The sequence below is a fragment of the Streptomyces sp. NPDC059816 genome (genome assembly GCF_042732055.1).
GTDB lineage: Bacteria > Actinomycetota > Actinomycetes > Streptomycetales > Streptomycetaceae > Streptomyces.
Window position 1 is genome coordinate 129,855 of sequence record NZ_JBHWIQ010000017.1, and the last position, 19,285, is coordinate 149,139.

The window sequence follows — 19,285 nt, forward strand, 5'->3', positions numbered from 1 at the left end:
AAACTGCAGGAAAGCGGTAAACGGACCGCGCCCCCGGCACCCGGCTCAGCTTCGCGGGGGGCCAGGGGCGCAGCACACAACAAGATTCGTTGCGCTCGGTGAACTACTTCTCGATGATCGCGAGCACGTCGCGGGCCGAGAGGACGAGGTACTCCTCGCCGTTGTACTTCACCTCGGTGCCGCCGTACTTGCTGTAGAGAACGACGTCGCCGACGGCTACGTCGAGCTCGACGCGCTTGCCGTCCTCGACACGGCCCGGGCCCACGGCCAGGACGACGCCCTCCTGGGGCTTCTCCTTGGCGGTGTCCGGAATGACCAGGCCCGAAGCCGTGGTCTGCTCGGCGTCGAGCGGCTGGACCACAATGCGGTCCTCGAGCGGCTTGATGGCAACCTTGGAGCTGGTGGTCGTCACGATCCGACCTCCCCCTTCGGAGATCTCACGGGGTTAACTGTCTGAGGTGGCGACCAGGTGGATCCGTCGTCGCGGGTGCCGGACCTGCCTGTCGCTGCTGGCACTCACCAGTGGAGAGTGCCAGGGCCGAGACTATGACCGCGATTAGCACTCGGTCAAGCGGAGTGCCAACGCGCCCTCCGTCCGAGCGTCCGGAAAGCCCCCCTGAACGACCCCGGAACGACCTCGGAACGGACCTCGGAAGGCAGCCGTCGGGCCGGGTCCGCGGGGGTTCAGACGTAGTCGGTGAGCCGGGCGACGGCGAGGCCCAGGGCCTGGACGCGGCGTAGCAGCCGGAGGGTCGCGGTGGTGGCGGAGGTGCCCGCCGGGGGGTCGGCGACGAGGACGTCCCCGGGGTTCGGCCGGGCGTCCGGGGCGGGGACGGGTCGACCGGTGACCACGGCGGCCATGCCGCAGTCGGCGGCGGCCCGTAGCGTCTCGCGGTCATGGGCCCCGTGGGGCGGGCGCAGCAGGTCCGGCCGGACGCCGAAGCGGCCGTGCAGTTTGTCGCGTTGGCCGCAGATCTCGGCGCGCTGTCCGGCGTAGGGCAGGCCGGGCAGGTAGGGGTGGTCGAGGGTGTGGTTCTGCACGTCCACGCCGAAGGGCCGCAGCCGCGCCAGTTCGGCGTGGCCGGGGCCCGGGGCCCGGTCGGTGAGGAAGACGGTGACCGGGAGGCGCAGGTCCCGGACGAGTTCACCGAACCGGGGGTCCTGGCCCACGCCGTCGCCGTAGATCAGGAAGACGACCGGGTCCCGGGTGGGGACGCGGTCGATCACGGGCGCGAGGTCGGTGGCCGGGGGTGCGCCGGGGGCGCTCGCCCCGCCCGGGCGCGCGGGCCGCGGTGCGGGGGTGAGCGGGGCGGGGGTGAGCGGTGCGGTCAGCCCCCAGCGGCGGTGCGCGTCCGGCGCCGGGTTCGGTGCCGGGTCGCCCTCGCGCGAGGCGGTCCGGCGCACCCCGTCGGCCGGGTCGGCCCGGTCAGCGGGGTGCGCGCAGCCGGTGAGGGCCGGGGCGAGGGCCCCGACGACCAGCAGGGCGGCCAGCCGGCGCGGCGGAACGCGTCGCGCGGACCGCCCGCGGGCACTCACAGATAGTCCTCCAACTTCGCCACGGCGTAGCCCTGGTCGGTGATGAGCCCCAGGAACCGGCGGATGGTGTCGGGCATGGTCCCGTCCCAGTCCTTGCGACCGCGGAAGTGGGTGAGGACGATGTCGCCGGGCCGCAGGCTCTTGTCGTACTCGCGGTACTCCCAGCGGTCGACGAAGACCTCTTCGTTCCACAGCGGCACCTGGGCGATGCCGCACGCCTTCGCGGCGCGCAGGGTGTCCTCGTTGTAGTTGCCGTAGGGCGGGCGGAAGACGGTGGGGCGGGTCCCGTACTGCTTCTGGATGACGTCCTGCATCCCGCAGATCTGGTGCTTCTGCTGTGCGTAGGACAGGCCCGGCAGGTACGGGTGGGTCAGCGAGTGGTTGTTGAGGGTGACCCCGGCGTCGCGCATCTTGCGGAAGTAGCCGTAGTCCTCCTTGACCAGGTAGTCGCTGAGGAACGCGGTGTACGGGACGTCGAGTTCCTCCAGCATCTTGATCAGCGCCGGGTCCTTGTCGGCGCCGTCGTCGATGGTGAGGAAGACGACCTTGTCCTTGGTGGGGATCGTGGTGAAGACCGGCGGCAGGTCCTCGTGGCCCTCGACCTCGAAGCCGGCCCTGGTGGTGATCTTCGGCTTGACGGCGGGCGGGGGCGGCGCGGTCAGCGGGGCCTTGGCGAGTCCCCAGCGCTTGGCGGTGGCGAGCCGGGCGGCGGCGATCGTCCGTTTCCGGGCGGCGGCGGCCTCCGCGGCTTCCTTCGCCTCCTTGGCCCCCTTGGCCTGTTTGGCTTGTTTTCCCTGCTCGGCGCGTTCGCCCGGGGCGCCGCCCGCCCGGCCGGAGGCGGCGGGTTTCGTCGGCTCGGCCTCCGCGCCGCAGCCCGCGAGGGCGGTCGTGGCGACGGTGAGGGCGAGGGCGGTGACGAGGGACCGGGTGAGGGCCCCGGGGCGTGCGGACCCGCGCCCCGCGCGACCGACTCGCCCGTCCCGCTCGCCATCCCCGCGGGGATCCGGTTTCGTATTTTGTTCGTTTTGTCGTACTAGTCGCATGGGGCCGCATCCTGTCAGCGCCCCCGGCGCGCCCGGCGCCGACACCGCCCACCGGCACCGGACCGTCCACCGACTGGCCCACAATGGCCCGGTGAGCACCACCGATCCGCACCCCGCGCCCGAGGCGCAGTTCGCCGCGCTCCTCACCGACGAGGGCCGCGCCCTCCTGGAGGAGGTCCGCGACACCGAACCCGCACGGGAACTCGCCGTCGCCACCCGGCTGCGCCGCGAGCACCCCGCCGAACTGGTGAACGCCGCACTCGGTCAGGCCCGCTTGCGGCAACGGGCGGTGGCGAAGTTCGGGGCGGTCGACGCGGCGCGGATGTTCTTCACCCCGGACGGGGTCGAACAGGCCACCCGCACCAGCGTGGCCGCCTACCGGGCGCGCCGGATGCGGGAGTCGGAGGTGACCTCGGTCGCCGACCTGTGCTGCGGGATCGGCGGGGACGCGATCGCCCTGGCCCGGGCGGGCATCCGGGTCCTGGCCGTCGACCGCTCCCCGCTGACCTGCGCGGTGGCCCGCGCCAACGCCCGGGCGCTGGGGCTCACGGAGCTGATCGAGGTCCGCGAGGCGGACGTGACCGAGGTGGCAACCGACGGCTACGACGCGGTGTTCGTGGACCCGGCGCGCCGGGGCGGACGGGGCCGGATCTTCGACCCGGAGGCGTACTCGCCCCCGCTGAGCTGGGCGGTCGACGCGGTGCGGGCGGCCGGCCGCGGGGCGCTGAAGATCGCACCGGGCATCCCGCACGAGGCCGTGCCGGACGGCGTGGAGACCGAGTGGATCTCCGACCGGGGCGACCTCAAGGAGGCGGTGCTGTGGTTCGGGACGGGCGCGCCCGACTCCCGCCGCTCCACCCTGCTGCCCGGCGGCGACTCCCTCACGGCGTCCCTGGCCGCGATGCCCCCGGACCCGGCGGTGCGGGAGGTCGGACGGTACCTGTACGAGCCCGACCCCGCGGTGATCCGGGCCCGGCTCGTCGCCTCGGTGGCCACGGAGGTGTCCGGCGGCCTGCTGGACGAGACCATCGCGTACGTCACCTCCGACGTGCTGCGCCCCACGCCGTTCGCCACCGCGTACGAGGTGACCGACCATCTCCCCTTCCACGTCAAGCGGTTGAAGGCACTGCTGCGGGAACGGGGGGTGGGCGTCCTCACCGTCAAGAAGCGGGGGTCCGCCGTCGAACCCGAGGAACTGCGGCGCAAGGTGCGGCCCCAAGGTCCGCACTCGGCCACGGTGTTCCTGACCCGGGTGGCCGGCGCCCCGACGATGCTGATCGGCCACCCGGTGCCGAACGGGACGTAGACCCGGCGGGGCCGGAACCCGGTCGCTACTCGACGCCCACCGAGGTGAACCGCCACCGGTGGACGGGCCGTCGGACCAGGTCGGCCGGGGGGTCGGGCAGCTCCCCCGGCGCGCCGTCGGTGCCGTCAGCGGTGCCGTTGGCGGTGTCGGCCGGCCACCAGGTGATGACGAGGACCCGGTCGCCGGGTGCGGTGAACGTCTCGCGCCGCAGCGGGCGCCCGGCCGGGCGGGCCTCCCGGGCCCAGGCCAGGAGTTCGGCGCCGCGCCCGGTGACCGCCGCCGCCTCCCACATCAACGCGAGGGTCATGAGTACAGGTTGTCCTTCGCCAGCTCGTGCACGTGGTCGTGGTCATGGGCGTGGGCGTGCCCGCCACCGTGTCCGTGGGCGGCCGGCTGCTCCTCGTCCGCGGTCCGGCCCGGCACGTGCGGATCGGTGACCGGCAGCGAGGAGTCGGCGGACAGCTCCCAGTCGGAGGCGGCCCGGTTCCGGGAGACCATCTCCGCGCCGAGCGCGGCGACCATCGCCCCGTTGTCGGTGCACAGCTTCGGCCGGGGCACCCGCAGCCGGATGCCCGCGGCCTCGCAGCGCTCGGCGGCCAGCGCCCGCAGTCGCGTGTTGGCGGCGACCCCGCCGCCGATCATCAGATGGTCCACGCCCTCGTCCTTGCAGGCCCGCACGGCCTTGCGGGTCAGCACGTCGACCACCGCCTCCTGGAACGAGGCGGCCACGTCACGCACCGGCACGTCCTCGCCCGCGGCGCGCTTGGCCTCGATCCAGCGGGCCACCGCCGTCTTCAGCCCGGAGAACGAGAAGTCGTACGGGGCGTCCCGCGGCCCGGTCAGTCCGCGGGGGAAGGCGATGGCCTTCGGGTCGCCCTCGCGCGCGTAGCGGTCGATGACGGGGCCGCCGGGGAAACCGAGGTTCAGCACCCGGGCGATCTTGTCGAACGCCTCCCCCGCCGCGTCGTCGATGGTGGCGCCCATCGGCCGGACGTCGGAGGTGATGTCCGAGGACAGCAGCAGCGAGGAGTGGCCACCGCTGACCAGCAGGGCCATCGTCGGCTCCGGCAGCGGACCGTGTTCGAGCTGGTCGACGCAGATGTGGGAGGCGAGGTGGTTCACCCCGTACAGCGGCTTGCCGAGGGCGTAGGCGTACGCCTTGGCCGCGGACACGCCGACGAGCAGGGCGCCGGCCAGGCCGGGGCCCGCGGTGACCGCGATGCCGTCGAGGTCGCTGGCGGCGACCCCGGCCTCCTTGAGCGCGCGCTCGATGGTGGGCACCATCGCCTCCAGGTGTGCCCGGGAGGCGACCTCCGGGACGACCCCGCCGAAGCGGGCGTGCTCGTCGACGCTGGAGGCGATGGCGTCCGCGAGGAGGGTGGTGCCCCGGACGACGCCGACGCCCGTCTCGTCGCAGGAGGTCTCGATGCCGAGGACGAGGGGTTCGTCAGCCATGGGTGGTCCCGGTTCCTTCTGTTCCGTGCGGTGTTGCCGATGGGGCGGGGGCGGGGGTGCCCCGACCGGCGGGCCCCTGCATCTCCAGGCGCATCACCAGGGCGTCGACGTTGCCCGGTTGGTAGTAGCCGCGCCGCACGCCGATGGGGGCGAAGCCGAAGCGCTCGTACAGCTTCTGGGCCCGTACGTTGTCGACCCGCACCTCCAGCATCACCTCCCGGCACTCGAACGCCGTGGCGTGCTTGAGGAGGTCCGTGAGCAGCCGGGCGCCGAGCCCGGTGCCCCACTGGTCCCGGGCGACGGCGATGGTCTGCACGTCGCCCACCGCTCCATCGGCGGTGGGGCCGGCGGGGCCGGCGGCTTCGGTGCCCGGCTCGTCGGACACCCCGCCGGCCGCGGCCAGTCCCGCGTACCCGACGAGCCGTCCAAAGTCGTCTTCCGCCACCACGTAGTGGCGGGTCGCCCCGGGGCCCCGGGCGTGGGCCAGCTCGGACCAGAACATGCCCCGGGACCAGGCGTCCTCGGGGAACAGCTCGCGTTCGAGCGCGAGCACGGGGTCGATGTCCCACCAGCGCATCTCGCGCAGTGCGGCGGTCACTGGGGGGTGACCACCTTGTAGTTCTTGGGGACCTGCGCATCGGGCCGGCGCAGATAGAGGGGGCGGGGCGGATCGAGTGCCACTCCCGCCCGCAGCCGTTCGGCGGCCACCGAGGCCAGGGCCGCGGCGCTGACGTGCTCGGGGTCGCGCCCGTCGGGGAAGGCGTCGGGGTACAGCCGGGCGCCGGCGCCGACCACGGGCAGCCCGGCCAACTCGTCCGCGATGTCGGCGGGCCGGTCGACGGCGGGACCGGACACCCGGGTGCGGGGGTCCGCGTACCGGGCCCAGTAGACCTCCTTGCGGCGGGCGTCGGTCGCCACGGCGAACGGGCCGTCGAGCCCGGCCGCGTGGGCCAGTCCGTCGAGCGTGCACACTCCGTGCACGGGCACCCCGAGGGCCAGGCCCAGGGTGTCGGCGGTCATCAGCCCGACCCGCAGCCCGGTGTACGGGCCGGGGCCCGTGCCGACGACGAGCGCGGTGACGGACGGGAGCTTCACCCCGGCCTCGGCGAGCACCCGGTCGACCGCGGGAAGCAGCAGTTCCCCGTGGCGACGGGCGTCCACCTGCGAGGACGCGGCGACCACGGCGGAGCCGTCGTGGAGCGCGACGGTGACGGCGGGGGTGGCGGTATCGAGAGCGAGCAGCAGCACACAAACAGCGTACGGCTCCGGCGGCCGGGGCACGGCCGTCCCGGTCAGCTCCGCAGTTGCTGCTACGGTCGCGGTACGACCCCTCACGGACGGTGACCGTCCCGCGCGGGGCGGTGGCCCGGCCGGCTGGTGGACGAGAGGTGACGTGGTGGCAGGGAGCAGCGCGGGAATCGTGGCCGGGCTCACCGGGGTGGCGCTCACCGCGGTCGGCTTCCTCGCCTACCAGGCGTCGGCGACCGTGCCCGAGGGGCTCGCCGCCTCCTTTGACGCCTCGGCCGCCGCGACCGCGCCCGCCGTGGAGCGCGACCGCAACCGTCCGACCGCGCTGCCCTCCGGGGCGGGCACCGGGCCGCGGGTCGTCTACGCGCTGTCGGACGACCGGGTCTGGTTGGTCGGCGAGCGCGAGAAGGTGCGGCGTACGTACCGGGTGACGCCCAGCACGGTCGATCCGGAGCCCGGTTCGTACTTCGTCACGTCCCGTACGGGGAACACCGCCGGGTCGGACGGGGTGGGCATCGAGCACGTGGTGCGGTTCACCTCGCAGGACGGGGTGAGCATCGGGTTCAGCGCGGCCGTGAACGGTTCCGTCCGGCCGCCCGACCGCACCCGTCGCACCGGGGGCATCCGCTCCACGCGCCCGGACGGCGATGCGATGTGGCAGTTCGCGGTGATCAACACGCCGGTCGTGGTCATCCCCTGAGTGCGCGTCCCGCGAGCACGCACGCGGCGGCGTGCACCGGGGGCGCGGGGCGGTGTCCGTGCAACCACGGCACACCCGCGGGCGAACGCCCGACGGCCGCTCCGACGGGTCCCGACTAGGCGGCCCGGGGGCCTTCGTGACGCTCGCGCACCGGACCCGGTCGGGAGACGATCCCCGGGTCCGCGCCCGCACCCGTATCCGCAGTGGGCGGGGTGGAGACCGCACGCGCCGCGGCGCAGGCCGCGAGCAGCACGTCCATCGGCACCGCCGCGCTCGGCGGCTCGACCCGCTCGGTCGCCGACATGGGCGCCTCCTGGTGCTCCGGGGGCAAAATGGTTAGGCAGACCTAACCTCTCCGCTCCATGTGACCACGGACGGGCACCCCCGCGCAACATCTTCCCGACAGCTTGTCGGAACGTGTCAGGAACCGTCACCCACAGGTGCGACGAGCCCCTCGAACCCCGCCGCGGCCCACCGCTCCCCGTAGCCGCGCAGGGTCACCGTCCGGACCTCGTCCGTGGTGTCCCCCACCGCCCGGTCGATGAGCACGTGCAGCCGCGCCTCGGACAGTTCCTCGACCTTGCCGTCGCCCCACTCCACGACGATCACGGACTCGGGCAGCGACACGTCGAGGTCCAGGTCCTCCATCTCGTCGAGCCCGCCGCCCAGCCGGTAGGCGTCCACGTGCACCAGCGCGGGGCCACCGACCAGGCTCGGGTGCACCCGGGCGATCACGAAGGTCGGCGAGGTGACGGCGCCCCGCACGCCGAGCCCTTCGCCGATGCCGCGGGTCAGGGTGGTCTTGCCCGCGCCCAGTTCCCCGGTGAGCATCACCAGGTCTCCGGGGAGCAGCCGTCCGGCGAGCCGCAGGCCCAGCTCCCGCATGCGCTCCGGGGACGTGACGGTGATCGACGCGGTGACGGGCTCAGCCGCCGTCGGCCGTGGTCCTGCTCGGTGCGCGCTCGGTTCCATAACCGTTCACGGTAGTGCCTGCCGGCAGGGCTCCCGCGCGGACCAACAGCTCGACGATGCGGTCCGTGACCGTGCCGGGGTGCTCCAGCATCACCAGGTGACCGGCGTCGGGCACCAGGACGAGATCCGCGCCGTCGAGCCGTTCCGCGACGGCCTCGCTGTGTCCGGCGGGGGTGATGAGGTCCTGCTCGCCGGCGAGCACCAGCACCGGCAGCCCGTCCAGACCGGCGAGCGCCTCGCTCTTGTCGTGTTCGGCGAACGCCGGGTAGAAGTCCGCCACCACCTCGAAGGGCGTGGCCTCGATCATCCGCTCGGCGAACCGGGCGACGGCCGGGTCCACGTCACGGCTCGCGAAGGAGTACCGCTTGACGACCCCCGCGAAGAGGTCCGCCGTGGCGCGCCGGCCGCGTTCCACCAGTTCGGCGCGCGGCCCCAGCACCCGCAGCACCCCGGGCAGCACCCGCCGCACCGCGTTGACCCCGACCGCGGGCAGTCCGAAGCTGACCTCGGCGAGCCGTCCGGCGGACGTCCCCACGAAGGCGATCCCGGTGACCCGCTCCCGGACCAGCTCGGGGAACTCGGCGGCGAGGGCCATCACCGTCATGCCGCCCATCGAGTGGCCGACCAGGACGAGCGGGCCCTCGGGGGCGGCGGCGTCGATGACCGCCGACAGATCGCGGCCGAGCCGGTCGATGCTGACGGGTTCGCCGGCCGCCGAGGCCACCGGGCCCCGGGCGGAACGGCCGTGCCCGCGCTGGTCCCAGTAGACGGTGCGCACCAGCCCGCGCAGGGCGGCCCGCTGGAAGTGCCAGGCGTCCTGGTTGAGGCAGTAGCCGTGGCTGAACACGACCGTGGTGGGCGCGGCGGTGCGGCGCCGGAACGGTCCGCGCCGGCCCGCCCCCGGACCTGGTCCCGGTTCGCCGGTGCCGCCGAAGTCGGCGGGCTCGTCCACCTCGTAGGACAGCGCGGTGCCGTCGTCGGCGACCGCGGTCCCGGAGGTGCCCCGCAGTTCGCCGTACGGGCCGGCCGCGTCGAGGGCGGTCCTGGCCTTGCGGCGCACGCTGCGGCTCACGGTCAGCCGCTCCACGGCCACCCCGGTCGCGGCGGCTGCCGCGACCACGCCGATGGCGATGCCGGCGATGCCCGCGCCCCGGCGCCAGCTCACGGCCGACACGGCGCCCGTCACGGCCTCCGCCACGACGTCCGTCACGGCTTCCGTCACGCCGGGCGTCGCGTCGCCGCTCACTCGTCGCCCCCGGTGTCCGTCCCCGCGCCCCCGGTGTCGTGCACGCCCCGGTAGACCCGGGGCACCCGGGCGCCGATCCGGGTGACGATCTCGTACGCGATGGTGTCGGCGGCCTCGGCCCAGTCCTCGGCGGTGGGCTCGCCCCGGTCACCCGGTCCGAACAGCACGGCCTCGGCGCCCTCCTGGAGCTTCTCGCCGCCGAGGTCCACCACGAACTGGTCCATCGCGATCCGCCCCGCGGCCCGCCGCCACGCACCGCCGACCAGGACCGGGCCCCGGCCCGAGGCGTGCCGGGGGACGCCGTCGCCGTAGCCGACGGGGACCAGCCCGAGGGTGGTCTCCCGGTCGGTGACGAACCGGTGTCCGTAGCTGACGCCGTGCCCGGCCGGTACGTGCTTGACCAGGGCCACCGAGGCGCTGAACGTCATCACCGGGCGCAGCCCGAGCGCCGCGGACGTCCCCAGCTCGGGCGCGGGTGACACCCCGTACATCGCGATGCCCGTGCGGACCAGGTCGAAGTGGGCTTCCGGCAGGGTCAGCGTGGCGGGGGAGTTGGCGAGGTGCCGCACCTCGGGGCGCACCCCCTCGCCCTCCGCGTACCCGACCATCCGCCGGAACGTTTCGAGCTGTGCGGTGACCGAGGGGTGCCCCGGCTCGTCGGCACAGGCGAGGTGCGACCACAGGCCGGCGATCCGGACGGTGCCGGCGGCCTCGGCGGCGAGCGAGGCGGCGACCAGTTCCGGCCAGTCGGCGGGCTGACAGCCGTTGCGGCCGAGGCCCGTGTCGGCCTTCAGGTGGATGCGGGCGGGGCGGCCCGCCTCCCGGGCGGCGGCGGTGACCTCCGCGAGCGCCCACATCCCGCTCACCGACATGTCGAGGTCCGCTTCGATGGCCTCGCGCCACGGGTCGCCCGGGGTCCACAACCAGCACATGATCCGGCCGCCGATGCCCGCGGAGCGCAGCGCGAGCGCTTCCTGCGGGGTGGCCGTGCCGACCCAGGTCGCGCCCGCTTCGATCGCCGCGCGGGCGCAGGGGAGTGCGCCGTGACCGTAGCCGTCGGACTTCACGACGGCCATCAGGGCGGACTTGGGCGCGCGGGCGCGTAGGGCGCGGACGTTGGCGCGCAGGGCGTTCAGGTCGATCTCTGCGCGGGCTCGGCCGGGCTGCGGTGGTGTCTGAGTCATCGCGCCGATTGTCGCACCTGGCGGTGTGCGGTTCCCTGCGGGTGCGCTGCGCTGTCCCGTGTGGGTGCGGTGCGGTTTCGCGCAGTTCCCCGCGCCCCTGATCCGGTGCGTCCTGGCTCGGGTGCGCTGCCCTGTGCGGGTGCGCTGCTGTTTCGCGCAGTTCCCCGCGCCCCTATCGGGGCCCGTGCCGGCCGGGGTGTGCTGGGCTGTGCGGGTGCGTGGTGGGATTTGCGCAGTTCCCCGCGCCCCTGTCGGGGCTGACTGGTCGGGGCCTGTCTGCGGCTTCTCCGGCGCGGGAACTCACGGACGTCTCCGCCGGCGGGGACCGGGTGCTGGCGGAGGTCACCGCGGCGCGGGTTACGGCGGGCGTACGGGTGCGGGGCGGACGACGGCGGCGAGGAGCGCCCGAGATCCAGGGGCGCGGGGAACTGCGCAACAGCGGGACGCACCCCACAGAACAGCGCACCACCAGATGAACGCACCCGATCAGGGGCGCGGGGAACTGCGCAAACCACCAGCGCACCCGCACGGGACAGCGCACCCCGGCCAGGACGGACCCCGATAGGGGCGCGGGGAACTGCGCAACAGCGGGACGCACCCCGCAGAACAGCGCACCGCCAGGTGGACGCACCGGATAGGGGCGCGGGGAACTGCGCGAAACCGCAGCGCACCCGCACGGGACAGCGCACCGCAGGGGACAGTGGGGCCGAGCGAACCCGCAGGGTCACATGGGAGTCGCGATGACGTGGGCCCAGGCGACGGGCAACGCCTCCGCGACCTCGAACGCGGTGAGCGGAACCCCCCGAGCCGCCACCCCCCGCGCAGCCAACCCATGCAGATAGGCCGCAACGGCCCCCGCATCCAGCGGCCCCAACCCCGCGGCCAGCAACGACCCGGCGAGCCCGGACAACACGTCACCGCTGCCCGCCGTGGCCAGCCAGGGCGTCCCCATCGGGTTCACCCGCACCGGCCGCCCGGGATCGGGGTCCGCGACCAACGTCGTCGACCCCTTGAGCAGCACCGTCGCACCGAACCGGGAAGCCAGCTCCCGCACGGACGCGAGCCGAGCCGCCTCCACCCGCCCCCGGGGCACCCCGAGCATCGCCGCCGCCTCCCCGGCATGCGGAGTGAGCAGCGTCGGCGCCCCCCGGTCCCGCACCACGGCCGGGTCCAACGCCCGCAGCCCGTCCGCGTCCACCAGCACCGGCACGTCCGCGTCCAGCACCTCGTGGACCACGTCCGTGCTGCCCGTGCCGCCCGTGCGGTCGGAGTCGTCGCCGATCCCCGGCCCGACCACCCACGCCTGCACCCGCCCCGCCCGGGTCGGCGGCCCCTCGTGGACCAGCGCCTCGGGGAACCGGGCGATCACCGCATCGGTCCCCCGCCCCACGTACCGCACCGCGCCGGCCCCGCCCCGCAGCGCCCCGGCCACCGCGAGCACCGCCGCCCCCGGGTAGCGGGCGGACCCGGCGACCACCCCGACGACCCCGCGCCGGTACTTGTCGCTCTCCCCGACGGGCACCGGCAACAGTCGTGCCACGTCCGGGTGTTGGAGCGCCTCCAGCGGGGGCACGGAGGGCAGGTGCGGGCCCAGCCCGATGTCCACCAGCCGTACGGTGCCGGCCTGCTCGTGGGCGGGGTCGATCAACAACGCCGGCTTGTACGTCCCGAAGGTGACCGTCGCGTCGGCGCGCAGCACCTCGCCGCGCACCTCGCCGCTGTCGGACTCGACGCCGCTCGGCAGGTCGACGGCGACGACCACCGCGTTCGAACCGCGCGCCGCCCGCGCCAGCGGAACCGCGTCGGGGCGCAGCCCGCCCTTGCCGCCGATGCCGGTGATCCCGTCGAGGACGAGGTCGGCCGCGGCGAGCACCTCGAACGGGTCCTCGGCGACCCGGCCGCCCGCCCCGGTGAACGCGCGGAGCCCGCCCGGGTGGGTGCGCCCGGGGGCGAGCAGCACGGCACTGACGCCCGCGCCCCGACGGGCCAACCGGGCCCCCGCGTAGAGGGCGTCCCCGCCGTTGTCACCGCTGCCGACGAGCAGGACGACCCGGGCCCCGTAGACCCGGCCGAGCAGATCGGCGCAGGCAGCGGCGAGCCCGGTGGCGGCCCGCCGCATCAGTTCCCCGGCCGGGAGCCGCGCCATCAGCGCGGCCTCGGCGTTCCTGACGGTCTCCACGTGGTGAGCGGTGCGCATGCGGTCGAGTCTGCCGCAGCGGACGGCGGTCGGACGGGGGAACTGCGCCGCATGGCCGCGTGGAGGGCGGGACCGGGCCCGCCACGGACCGGTCTTGACGCACACACGCCGTCAGCCCTCCGCGACGACCACCGCGGAGGCCACGCCCGCGTCATGGCTCAGCGAGACGTGCCACGCACGGACCCCCAGGGCCTCGGCGCGGGCGGCGACCGTACCGGACACCCGCAGCCGGGGCCGACCGCTGTCCTCCACCCACACCTCGGCGTCCGTCCAGTTCAGGCCCGGCGGCGCGCCCAACGCCTTCGCCAGGGCCTCCTTCGCCGCGAACCGGGCCGCCAGCGAGGCGACCCCGCGGCGGTCCCCGCTGGGCAGCAACAGTTCCCCGGGTACGAACAGGCGCTGCGCGAGCCCCGGCGTCCGCTCCAGCGACGCGGCGAACCGGTCGATCTCCGCCACGTCGATCCCCACCCCGATGATCACCCGGTCACCGTACCCAGCCACCACGGCCCCGACGGCCCCGCGCACCCCACGCTCACGTCCATGCGGCGCAGCCTACGCGCGGGTTCGAGGTGGACGAATGCGACCATGCGGCCATTCGGGCAGGCCCGGGGTGACGCACCCCACCCTCCACACCGGCCACACAGCCGCAACAATTGCAGGGTGATCTCTCCGGTCTCCTCGCCGCCGCACGGTCCCCGGTCCCGACCGGAGGCCAGCCCGTACCTCGACCTCACCCGAGCCGAGTGGAGCGCGCTGCGCGACAAGACCCCGCTGCCGCTGAGCGCGGCGGAGGTGGAGGGGCTGCGCGGCCTCGGCGACGTCATCGACCTGGACGAGGTGCGGGACGTCTATCTGCCGCTGTCCCGGCTGCTGAACCTGTACGTGGGCGCCACCGACGGGCTGCGGGGCGCGCTGAACACCTTCCTCGGGGAGCAGGGCTCGCAGTCCGGCACGCCCTTCGTCATAGGGGTCGCCGGTTCGGTCGCCGTCGGCAAGTCGACCGTCGCCCGCCTGTTGCAGGCACTGCTGGCCCGCTGGCCGGAGCACCCGCGCGTCGAGCTGGTCACCACCGACGGGTTCCTGCTGCCGATGCGCGAGCTGCGGGCCCGCGGGCTGACCTCCCGCAAGGGGTTCCCCGAGTCGTACGACCGGCGGGCGCTCACCCGGTTCGTGGCCGACGTCAAGGCGGGCAAGGCCGAGGTCACCGCGCCGGTGTACTCCCACCTCATCTACGACATCGTGCCCGGGGAACGGCTGGTCGTGCGCCGCCCGGACGTGCTGATCGTGGAGGGCCTGAACGTGCTCCAGCCCGCGCTGCCCGGTCGGGACGGGCGGACCAGGGTCGGGCTCGCCGACTACTTCGACTTCAGCGTGTACGTCGACGCCCGGGTGGAGGACATCGAGCGCTGGTACCTCGACCGGTTCCGCACCCTGCGGGCGACCGCGTTCCAGGACCCGTCCTCGTACTTCCGCAAGTACACCCAGGTGTCCGAGACGGAGGCCCTTCAGTACGCGGCCACCACCTGGCGGACCATCAACAAGCCCAACCTGGTGGAGAACGTGGCGCCCACCCGGGGCCGGGCGACCCTGATCCTGCGCAAGGGCCCCGACCACAAGGTGCAGCGGCTCAGCCTGCGGAAGTTGTGACCCGAGCGCACTGAAGGGGCGCCTGGTTAGGGTGGGGCATGCTCCATCTGCGACTGATCACCCCGGCCGACCGCACCGACGAGGTGGTCAAGCTGATCGAGGGCACCGTCGGCACCGCCCACCTGGCCGTGGTCAAGGGCGCCGCCCGCGACCCCGAGGGCGATGTGGTGATGTGCGACGTCGCCCGGGAGGCCGGGGACGAACTGATCGGTGCGCTGCGCGCGGCCGGCATCGACGACTGCGGCTCGATCGCCGTGGAGACGATCGACCTGTCCCTGTCCAAGCGGGCCGACCGCGCGGAGGACGACGCACCCGGTGAGGGCGCCGACGCGGTGCTCTGGGAACAGCTGACCGACCTGACCCACGAGGAGTCGACGCTCACCGTCACCTATGTGGCGTTCCTGTCCGTGGCGACGATGATCGCGGCCTGCGGGGTGATGCTGGACAACGCCATCCTCATCGTGGGCGCGATGGCCGTGGGCCCCGAGTTCGGGCCGCTCGCCGGGGTGTCCACGGCGCTGGTGCAGCGCGCTCCCCGGCTCGTGGCGCGCTCCCTGTGGGCACTGCTCGCGGGCTTCGCCCTCGCGATGGTCGCCACCGCCGGGTTCGCCTGGCTGATGGACGCCTTCGGGCTCTTCACCGAGGACATGATCGAAGCGCCCCGGCCCAACACCGCGTTCATCTGGCAACCGGACTGGATGTCCTTCGTGGTCGCCTTCCTCGCCGGGATCGCCGGCACCCTCTCGCTGACCTCGGCGAAGTCGGGTGCGCTGATCGGGGTCGCGATCTCCGTCACCACGGTGCCCGCGGCGGCGAACGCGGCGGTGGCCTTGAGCTACCGGGACTTCGGCCAGACCAGCGGCTCGGCGCTGCAACTGCTCGCCAACCTCGGCGGGATCGTCCTCGCCGGCAGCCTCACCCTGATCGCGCAGAGGTCCTTCCTGGCCTGGCAGCGCCACCGGGCGCTCGGCCCGCGCTGAACCGCCCCGCCCCGTCTGGCCCCGCCCCGGACGACGAAGGGCGCGGGAGCCGCACGGCCCCCGCGCCCACTAGCTCACCGGCTCACCGGCTCACCCGTGACTACCGCCACCAGGCCCGGGAGACGTCCCGCAGCACGTTCGTGCCGCAGTGCACCTCCCCGCCCCACAGGTGGTACGAGTAGTAGTCGTCGATGTAGGCGGTGGTGAAGCCGGCGCCGGCGTAGGCCCGCCGCACCGCCTCACCGAACAGGTCCTTGCCACCGATCACGGGCCCCCACTGCTGGGGCGCGAGGTACCGGTCGTTGCTGAGGACGACACCGTTCACGGCCCCGGGCAGGTACGCGATGGTGCGCGGCGGCGCCCCGGGCGCGAACGCGCCGGGCCCCTCGTTCGTGCCGAGTCCGGGCCGCACCAACGGCGAATCGCCCTGGCCGAGCCGGCTCAGACCCGCCCGCACACCGATGCCCTCGGGCATCTCGTACTGCGCGAACAGCGCCGGCACCCGGACGATCTCCGCGTCGGTGATGCCCGTCTCGCGCTTGAGCACCCGGAGGTTCTCGTCGATCTTCGCGGCGGCCCGCTCGTTGCCGGCGAGGAACTTCGGGTCGGCGAGCACCTTGTTGATGGTGGTCCGGGACACCTTGATGCCCAGCCGGTCGGGCGCCGAGAACAGTCGCTTGGCCCCGTTGCCCGCGGCCTTCGCGTCCTTCAGCAACTGCACGCCGGCCGTGGGGTCCGCGAGCCCGAGGCGCCAGCCGCGCGGGGTGTCCGCGGGCAGGAACTGGACGAACTCGTCGACGTGGCCGACCTCAAGCCACGAGGTGTCCAGCATGAGGGGCGACTGCTGGCCCTGCGACTTCAGGAACGTGGTCATCGACTTCGCGGGGCGCGCGTTCACATCGGGCCGGTGCCCCATGATGATCCGCCCCGCCGGGTACGAGGTGCCGCCGTGGGTGTACGGCGGGATGGTCTCCAGGTTGCCCATGGAGTTCAGGGTCCACTCGTCGCCCGCGGCGGGCCGCGCCACCTCGACGACCCCAATGCCCGGGCCGCGCAGCTTCGCGTACAGCTCTCGTCCCGCGTCACGGTCGGGCTGCGCGGAGCGGATCATCACCCGCAGGGCGTGGGCGCGGCCGTTCGACCCGGTCATGCTGACGTACCCGGGCTCCACGAAGTCCTGTGCCCACACGTCGTCGGTGTCGAACTTGCGCACCGGCTTGGTGATCCCGGCCGCCTTCACCTCGCGTTCGAGCCGCGCGATGAACTTGTGCTGCTCCGCCACCATGCCGGGCATGAAGGCTTCCCTGGTCTTGGAGACCAACACCTCCTTGGCCTTCTGGAGGTGGTGGTGGGTCAGCACGGGCGCGGTGCGCAGCATGACGTGATCGCTGGCGCTGGCGCCGCCCCCGCTGAGGGCGAACCGCACGCGTACCGTGCCGTCCCAGCGGGCGGCGTCGCGCACCACGTCGGTGGCCTCGACGCCGAGTTCGACCCCGCGCCGCAGTTCCGCGGCGGTGAGCTTGGTGGTGGGCTTGAGGTGCTTCCAGCCGTTCGACCGCTTGACGAACAGCCGGGCGCGGGAGGCGTCGCCCCGTACGGTGACCGTGCCGGTGGTGGCGTCGGCCACCCCGGGCTGGGGCACGGTCCGCAGCCGGGCGAGGTCGTCGGCGTCGCGGGCCCCGTTCAGCACGGTGTCCGCGGCGTCGTGACAGGCCGCCAGCTTGGCGTCCGGCAGGGGGCGGCCCTGACCGTCGCGCAGCTTGCAACGACGGTCGTCGTCGTCGACGTTCGGCAGGACGACCGCGCCACGGGCCCGGGTCCAGGTGTTCTCGCCCGGGACGTCCGAGTCGCCCCCGACGTCCACCGTGCCGTCCCGGTTGACGTCCGCCCGCAGGTCGGCGCGCGGTGCCGGCTCCGCGGGCGCCGCGACCGCCTGGGTGTTCATGGTCCCCAGCAGTGCCCCGGCAACTCCGGTGGCCACGGCCGTGGTTCTCCAGCGTCGAGTACCCAAGAGGGCCCCTCCTTGTTCGCGTTCTTTCCCTGGCCTTCAGGGGAAAAGAGTGCGTGGAGGGGCCCTGGGGTTGAGAGCGGTGACGGAGTGGTTCCGGATCGAAGCCGACGGACGGACCGCCACCGCGACGAGGGGTGCCGGAAGTCGTACCTTCCGGCGGCGGGGTTCAGCCCAAGGAGGACTTGACGACGTCCGCGAGTCGGCCTCCGACCGAACGCGCCTGGTCGATGTCGGCGGCCTCGACCATCACCCGCACCAGCGGCTCGGTGCCCGAGGGGCGCAGCAACACCCGTCCGGTGCTGCCCAGTTCGCGTTCCGCCTCGGCGACCGCGGAGGCCAGTTCGGCGGAGGTGCCGACCCGGGACTTGTCGACGTCCGGCACGTTGATGAGGACCTGCGGCAGGCGCTCCATGACGGCGGCGAGGTCCGCGAGGGTGCGCCCGGTGCTGGCGATCCGCGCGGCGAGCATCAGACCGGTCAGGGTGCCGTCCCCGGTGGTCGCGTGGTCGAGGATGATGACGTGCCCGGACTGCTCGCCGCCGAGGGCGTAGCCGTGCTCCTTCATGGCTTCCAGGACGTAGCGGTCGCCGACCGCGGTCTGGACGAACTCCAGCCCTTCGCGTTCCATGGCGAGCTTGAAGCCGAGGTTCGACATGACGGTGGCCACGACCGTGTCGGAGCGCAGCGCGCCCCGCTCCCGCATCGCCAGCGCGAGCACGGCGAGGATCTGGTCCCCGTCCACCTCGGCGCCCGTGTGGTCGACGGCCAGGCAGCGGTCGGCGTCCCCGTCGTGGGCGATGCCCAGGTCGGCGCCGTGCTGGACGACGGCGGCCCGCAGCAGCCCGAGGTGGGTGGAGCCGCAGCCGTCGTTGATGTTGAGCCCGTCGGGTTCGGCGCCGATGGTGACGACCTCGGCACCGGCCCGGGCGAACGCCTCCGGGGAGACCCGGGCGGCGGCGCCGTGCGCCTCGTCCAGGACGACCTTCAGCCCGTCCAGCCGGTTGGGCAGCACCCCGATCAGATGCGCCACGTACTGGTCGAAGCCCTCGTCGTAGCTGCGCACCCGGCCGACTCCGGCCCCGGTCGGCCGCGCCCAGCCGGCGCCCTCCCCGCGCTCCCCGGCACAGGCCGCGTACGCCGTGTACTCGGTGTAACGGGCCTCGATGGCGTTCTCCAGCTCGTCGGCGAGCTTGTGCCCGCCACGGGCGAAGAACTTGATGCCGTTGTCGGGCATGGCGTTGTGGCTGGCGGAGAGCATCACCCCGAGGTCGGCGCCGAGCACCCCCGTCAGATACGCGACGGCGGGCGTGGGCAGCACCCCGACCCGCAGCACGTCGACTCCCGCGCTGGCGAGACCGGCGACGACGGCGGCCTCCAGGAACTCCCCGGACGCCCGCGGGTCCCTACCGACCACCGCGACCGGGCGATGGCCCTCGAACCCGCCCGCTTCGCCGAGCACGTGCGCCGCGGCGACGGAGAGTCCGAGCGCGAGCTCGGCCGTCAGATCCGCGTTGGCGACGCCGCGCACGCCGTCCGTGCCGAAGAGTCGTCCCACTGGTGTCCTCCGAACATTCGCGCCCCTCACCCAAGAGGCACCGGAAATCATCCGAACATACAAACCCTGGGCGCAGCGGACGTCTGCCCCGCACCCCACACCGCACGCACCACCCGGGCCGCCGGGACGAACCGGAGAAAGCGTGTGCGCACATCCGAACACACGGAGCCGCCGGTACGTTTATCGGCCCGGAGTTCCCGACACC

General features: G+C 74.0%; 19 protein-coding genes. 4 read left to right on the forward strand and 15 right to left on the reverse strand.

Annotated features, from left to right (window positions below; translation table 11 throughout):
* Positions 1–103: 103 nt before the first annotated feature.
* The 3 genes from groES to ACFV88_RS22695 form a co-directional block, all read right to left on the reverse strand.
* Positions 104–412 (reverse strand): co-chaperone GroES, encoded by a 309-nt coding sequence (groES, locus tag ACFV88_RS22685; protein ID WP_073792836.1) that lies wholly within the window; start codon positions 410–412, stop codon positions 104–106.
* A gap of 272 nt (positions 413–684) precedes the next feature.
* Positions 685–1,536: a polysaccharide deacetylase family protein gene (locus ACFV88_RS22690; protein WP_385493571.1), complete on the reverse strand. Its 852-nt coding sequence runs from the start codon at positions 1,534–1,536 to the stop codon at positions 685–687.
* Positions 1,533–2,579, reverse strand: coding sequence for a polysaccharide deacetylase family protein (locus ACFV88_RS22695; protein WP_385493572.1), 1,047 nt, complete (start codon positions 2,577–2,579; stop codon positions 1,533–1,535). Before ACFV88_RS22695 ends, ACFV88_RS22690 begins: the two co-directional genes overlap by 4 nt.
* On the opposite strand from ACFV88_RS22695, the gene ACFV88_RS22700 reads away from it, so the two are divergent.
* Positions 2,578–3,885: a methyltransferase domain-containing protein gene (locus tag ACFV88_RS22700; RefSeq protein ID WP_385493573.1), complete on the forward strand. Its 1,308-nt coding sequence runs from the start codon at positions 2,578–2,580 to the stop codon at positions 3,883–3,885. The genes ACFV88_RS22695 and ACFV88_RS22700 overlap by 2 nt on opposite strands.
* 25 nt (positions 3,886–3,910) lie before the next feature.
* Here ACFV88_RS22700 and ACFV88_RS22705 read toward each other — a convergent pair whose 3' ends face one another.
* From ACFV88_RS22705 to tsaB, 4 genes are read right to left on the reverse strand one after another with little or no spacing between them, the layout of a single operon-like run.
* Positions 3,911–4,192: a hypothetical protein gene (locus ACFV88_RS22705; protein WP_385493575.1), complete on the reverse strand. Its 282-nt coding sequence runs from the start codon at positions 4,190–4,192 to the stop codon at positions 3,911–3,913.
* Positions 4,189–5,340, reverse strand: a complete 1,152-nt coding sequence (tsaD, locus tag ACFV88_RS22710) for a tRNA (adenosine(37)-N6)-threonylcarbamoyltransferase complex transferase subunit TsaD (RefSeq protein WP_385493577.1) — start codon at positions 5,338–5,340, stop codon at positions 4,189–4,191. The genes ACFV88_RS22705 and tsaD overlap by 4 nt, the downstream gene beginning before the upstream one ends.
* Positions 5,333–5,917, reverse strand: coding sequence for a GNAT family N-acetyltransferase (locus tag ACFV88_RS22715; RefSeq protein WP_385493663.1), 585 nt, complete (start codon positions 5,915–5,917; stop codon positions 5,333–5,335). The genes tsaD and ACFV88_RS22715 overlap by 8 nt, the downstream gene beginning before the upstream one ends.
* A gap of 17 nt (positions 5,918–5,934) precedes the next feature.
* Positions 5,935–6,588 (reverse strand): tRNA (adenosine(37)-N6)-threonylcarbamoyltransferase complex dimerization subunit type 1 TsaB, encoded by a 654-nt coding sequence (gene tsaB / locus ACFV88_RS22720; RefSeq protein WP_385493578.1) that lies wholly within the window; start codon positions 6,586–6,588, stop codon positions 5,935–5,937.
* Positions 6,589–6,736: 148 nt separating this feature from the next.
* Between tsaB and ACFV88_RS22725 the strand changes: the two genes are divergently transcribed.
* Positions 6,737–7,288 carry a hypothetical protein gene (locus tag ACFV88_RS22725; protein ID WP_385493580.1) on the forward strand — a complete coding sequence of 184 codons (552 nt, stop codon included), beginning with the start codon at positions 6,737–6,739 and terminating at the stop codon, positions 7,286–7,288.
* 115 nt (positions 7,289–7,403) lie between these two features.
* Here the strand turns inward: ACFV88_RS22725 and ACFV88_RS22730 are convergent, their stop codons facing one another.
* The 6 genes from ACFV88_RS22730 to ACFV88_RS22755 all read right to left on the reverse strand — a co-directional run bounded on the left by ACFV88_RS22730 (position 7,404) and on the right by ACFV88_RS22755 (position 13,367).
* A complete protein-coding gene (locus tag ACFV88_RS22730) occupies positions 7,404–7,592 on the reverse strand; it encodes a hypothetical protein (protein WP_385493581.1) in 189 nt (62 codons plus the stop codon).
* A gap of 116 nt (positions 7,593–7,708) precedes the next feature.
* Positions 7,709–8,260, reverse strand: a complete 552-nt coding sequence (tsaE, locus tag ACFV88_RS22735; protein ID WP_385493582.1) for a tRNA (adenosine(37)-N6)-threonylcarbamoyltransferase complex ATPase subunit type 1 TsaE — start codon at positions 8,258–8,260, stop codon at positions 7,709–7,711.
* On the reverse strand, positions 8,214–9,506 hold the full coding sequence (locus ACFV88_RS22740) for an alpha/beta fold hydrolase (protein WP_385493583.1): 1,293 nt from the start codon (positions 9,504–9,506) through the stop codon (positions 8,214–8,216). Before ACFV88_RS22740 ends, tsaE begins: the two co-directional genes overlap by 47 nt.
* Positions 9,503–10,690, reverse strand: coding sequence for an alanine racemase (gene alr, locus ACFV88_RS22745; RefSeq protein ID WP_385493584.1), 1,188 nt, complete (start codon positions 10,688–10,690; stop codon positions 9,503–9,505). Before alr ends, ACFV88_RS22740 begins: the two co-directional genes overlap by 4 nt.
* Positions 10,691–11,414: 724 nt before the next feature.
* Positions 11,415–12,887 (reverse strand): NAD(P)H-hydrate dehydratase, encoded by a 1,473-nt coding sequence (locus ACFV88_RS22750; protein WP_385493586.1) that lies wholly within the window; start codon positions 12,885–12,887, stop codon positions 11,415–11,417.
* A gap of 111 nt (positions 12,888–12,998) precedes the next feature.
* The gene (locus ACFV88_RS22755) at positions 12,999–13,367 is read right to left on the reverse strand and encodes a holo-ACP synthase (protein WP_385493587.1); all 369 of its coding nucleotides are present in this window, start codon (positions 13,365–13,367) and stop codon (positions 12,999–13,001) included.
* A 180-nt stretch (positions 13,368–13,547) separates the two neighbouring features.
* Here ACFV88_RS22755 and coaA point away from each other — a divergent pair, with 180 nt between their 5' ends.
* Positions 13,548–14,534: a type I pantothenate kinase gene (gene coaA, locus ACFV88_RS22760; RefSeq protein WP_385493589.1), complete on the forward strand. Its 987-nt coding sequence runs from the start codon at positions 13,548–13,550 to the stop codon at positions 14,532–14,534.
* 38 nt (positions 14,535–14,572) lie between these two features.
* Entirely contained in the window at positions 14,573–15,514 is a 942-nt protein-coding gene (locus tag ACFV88_RS22765) for a DUF389 domain-containing protein (RefSeq protein WP_385493590.1), read from the forward strand.
* A gap of 100 nt (positions 15,515–15,614) precedes the next feature.
* On the opposite strand, the gene ACFV88_RS22770 is transcribed toward ACFV88_RS22765, so the two are convergent.
* The gene (locus tag ACFV88_RS22770) at positions 15,615–17,459 is read right to left on the reverse strand and encodes a protein-arginine deiminase domain-containing protein (protein WP_385493664.1); all 1,845 of its coding nucleotides are present in this window, start codon (positions 17,457–17,459) and stop codon (positions 15,615–15,617) included.
* A 232-nt stretch (positions 17,460–17,691) separates the two neighbouring features.
* Complete coding sequence (gene glmM / locus ACFV88_RS22775) at positions 17,692–19,080, reverse strand: phosphoglucosamine mutase (RefSeq protein WP_385493591.1); 1,389 nt, start codon at positions 19,078–19,080, stop codon at positions 17,692–17,694.
* Between the last annotated feature and the right edge of the window lie 205 nt (positions 19,081–19,285).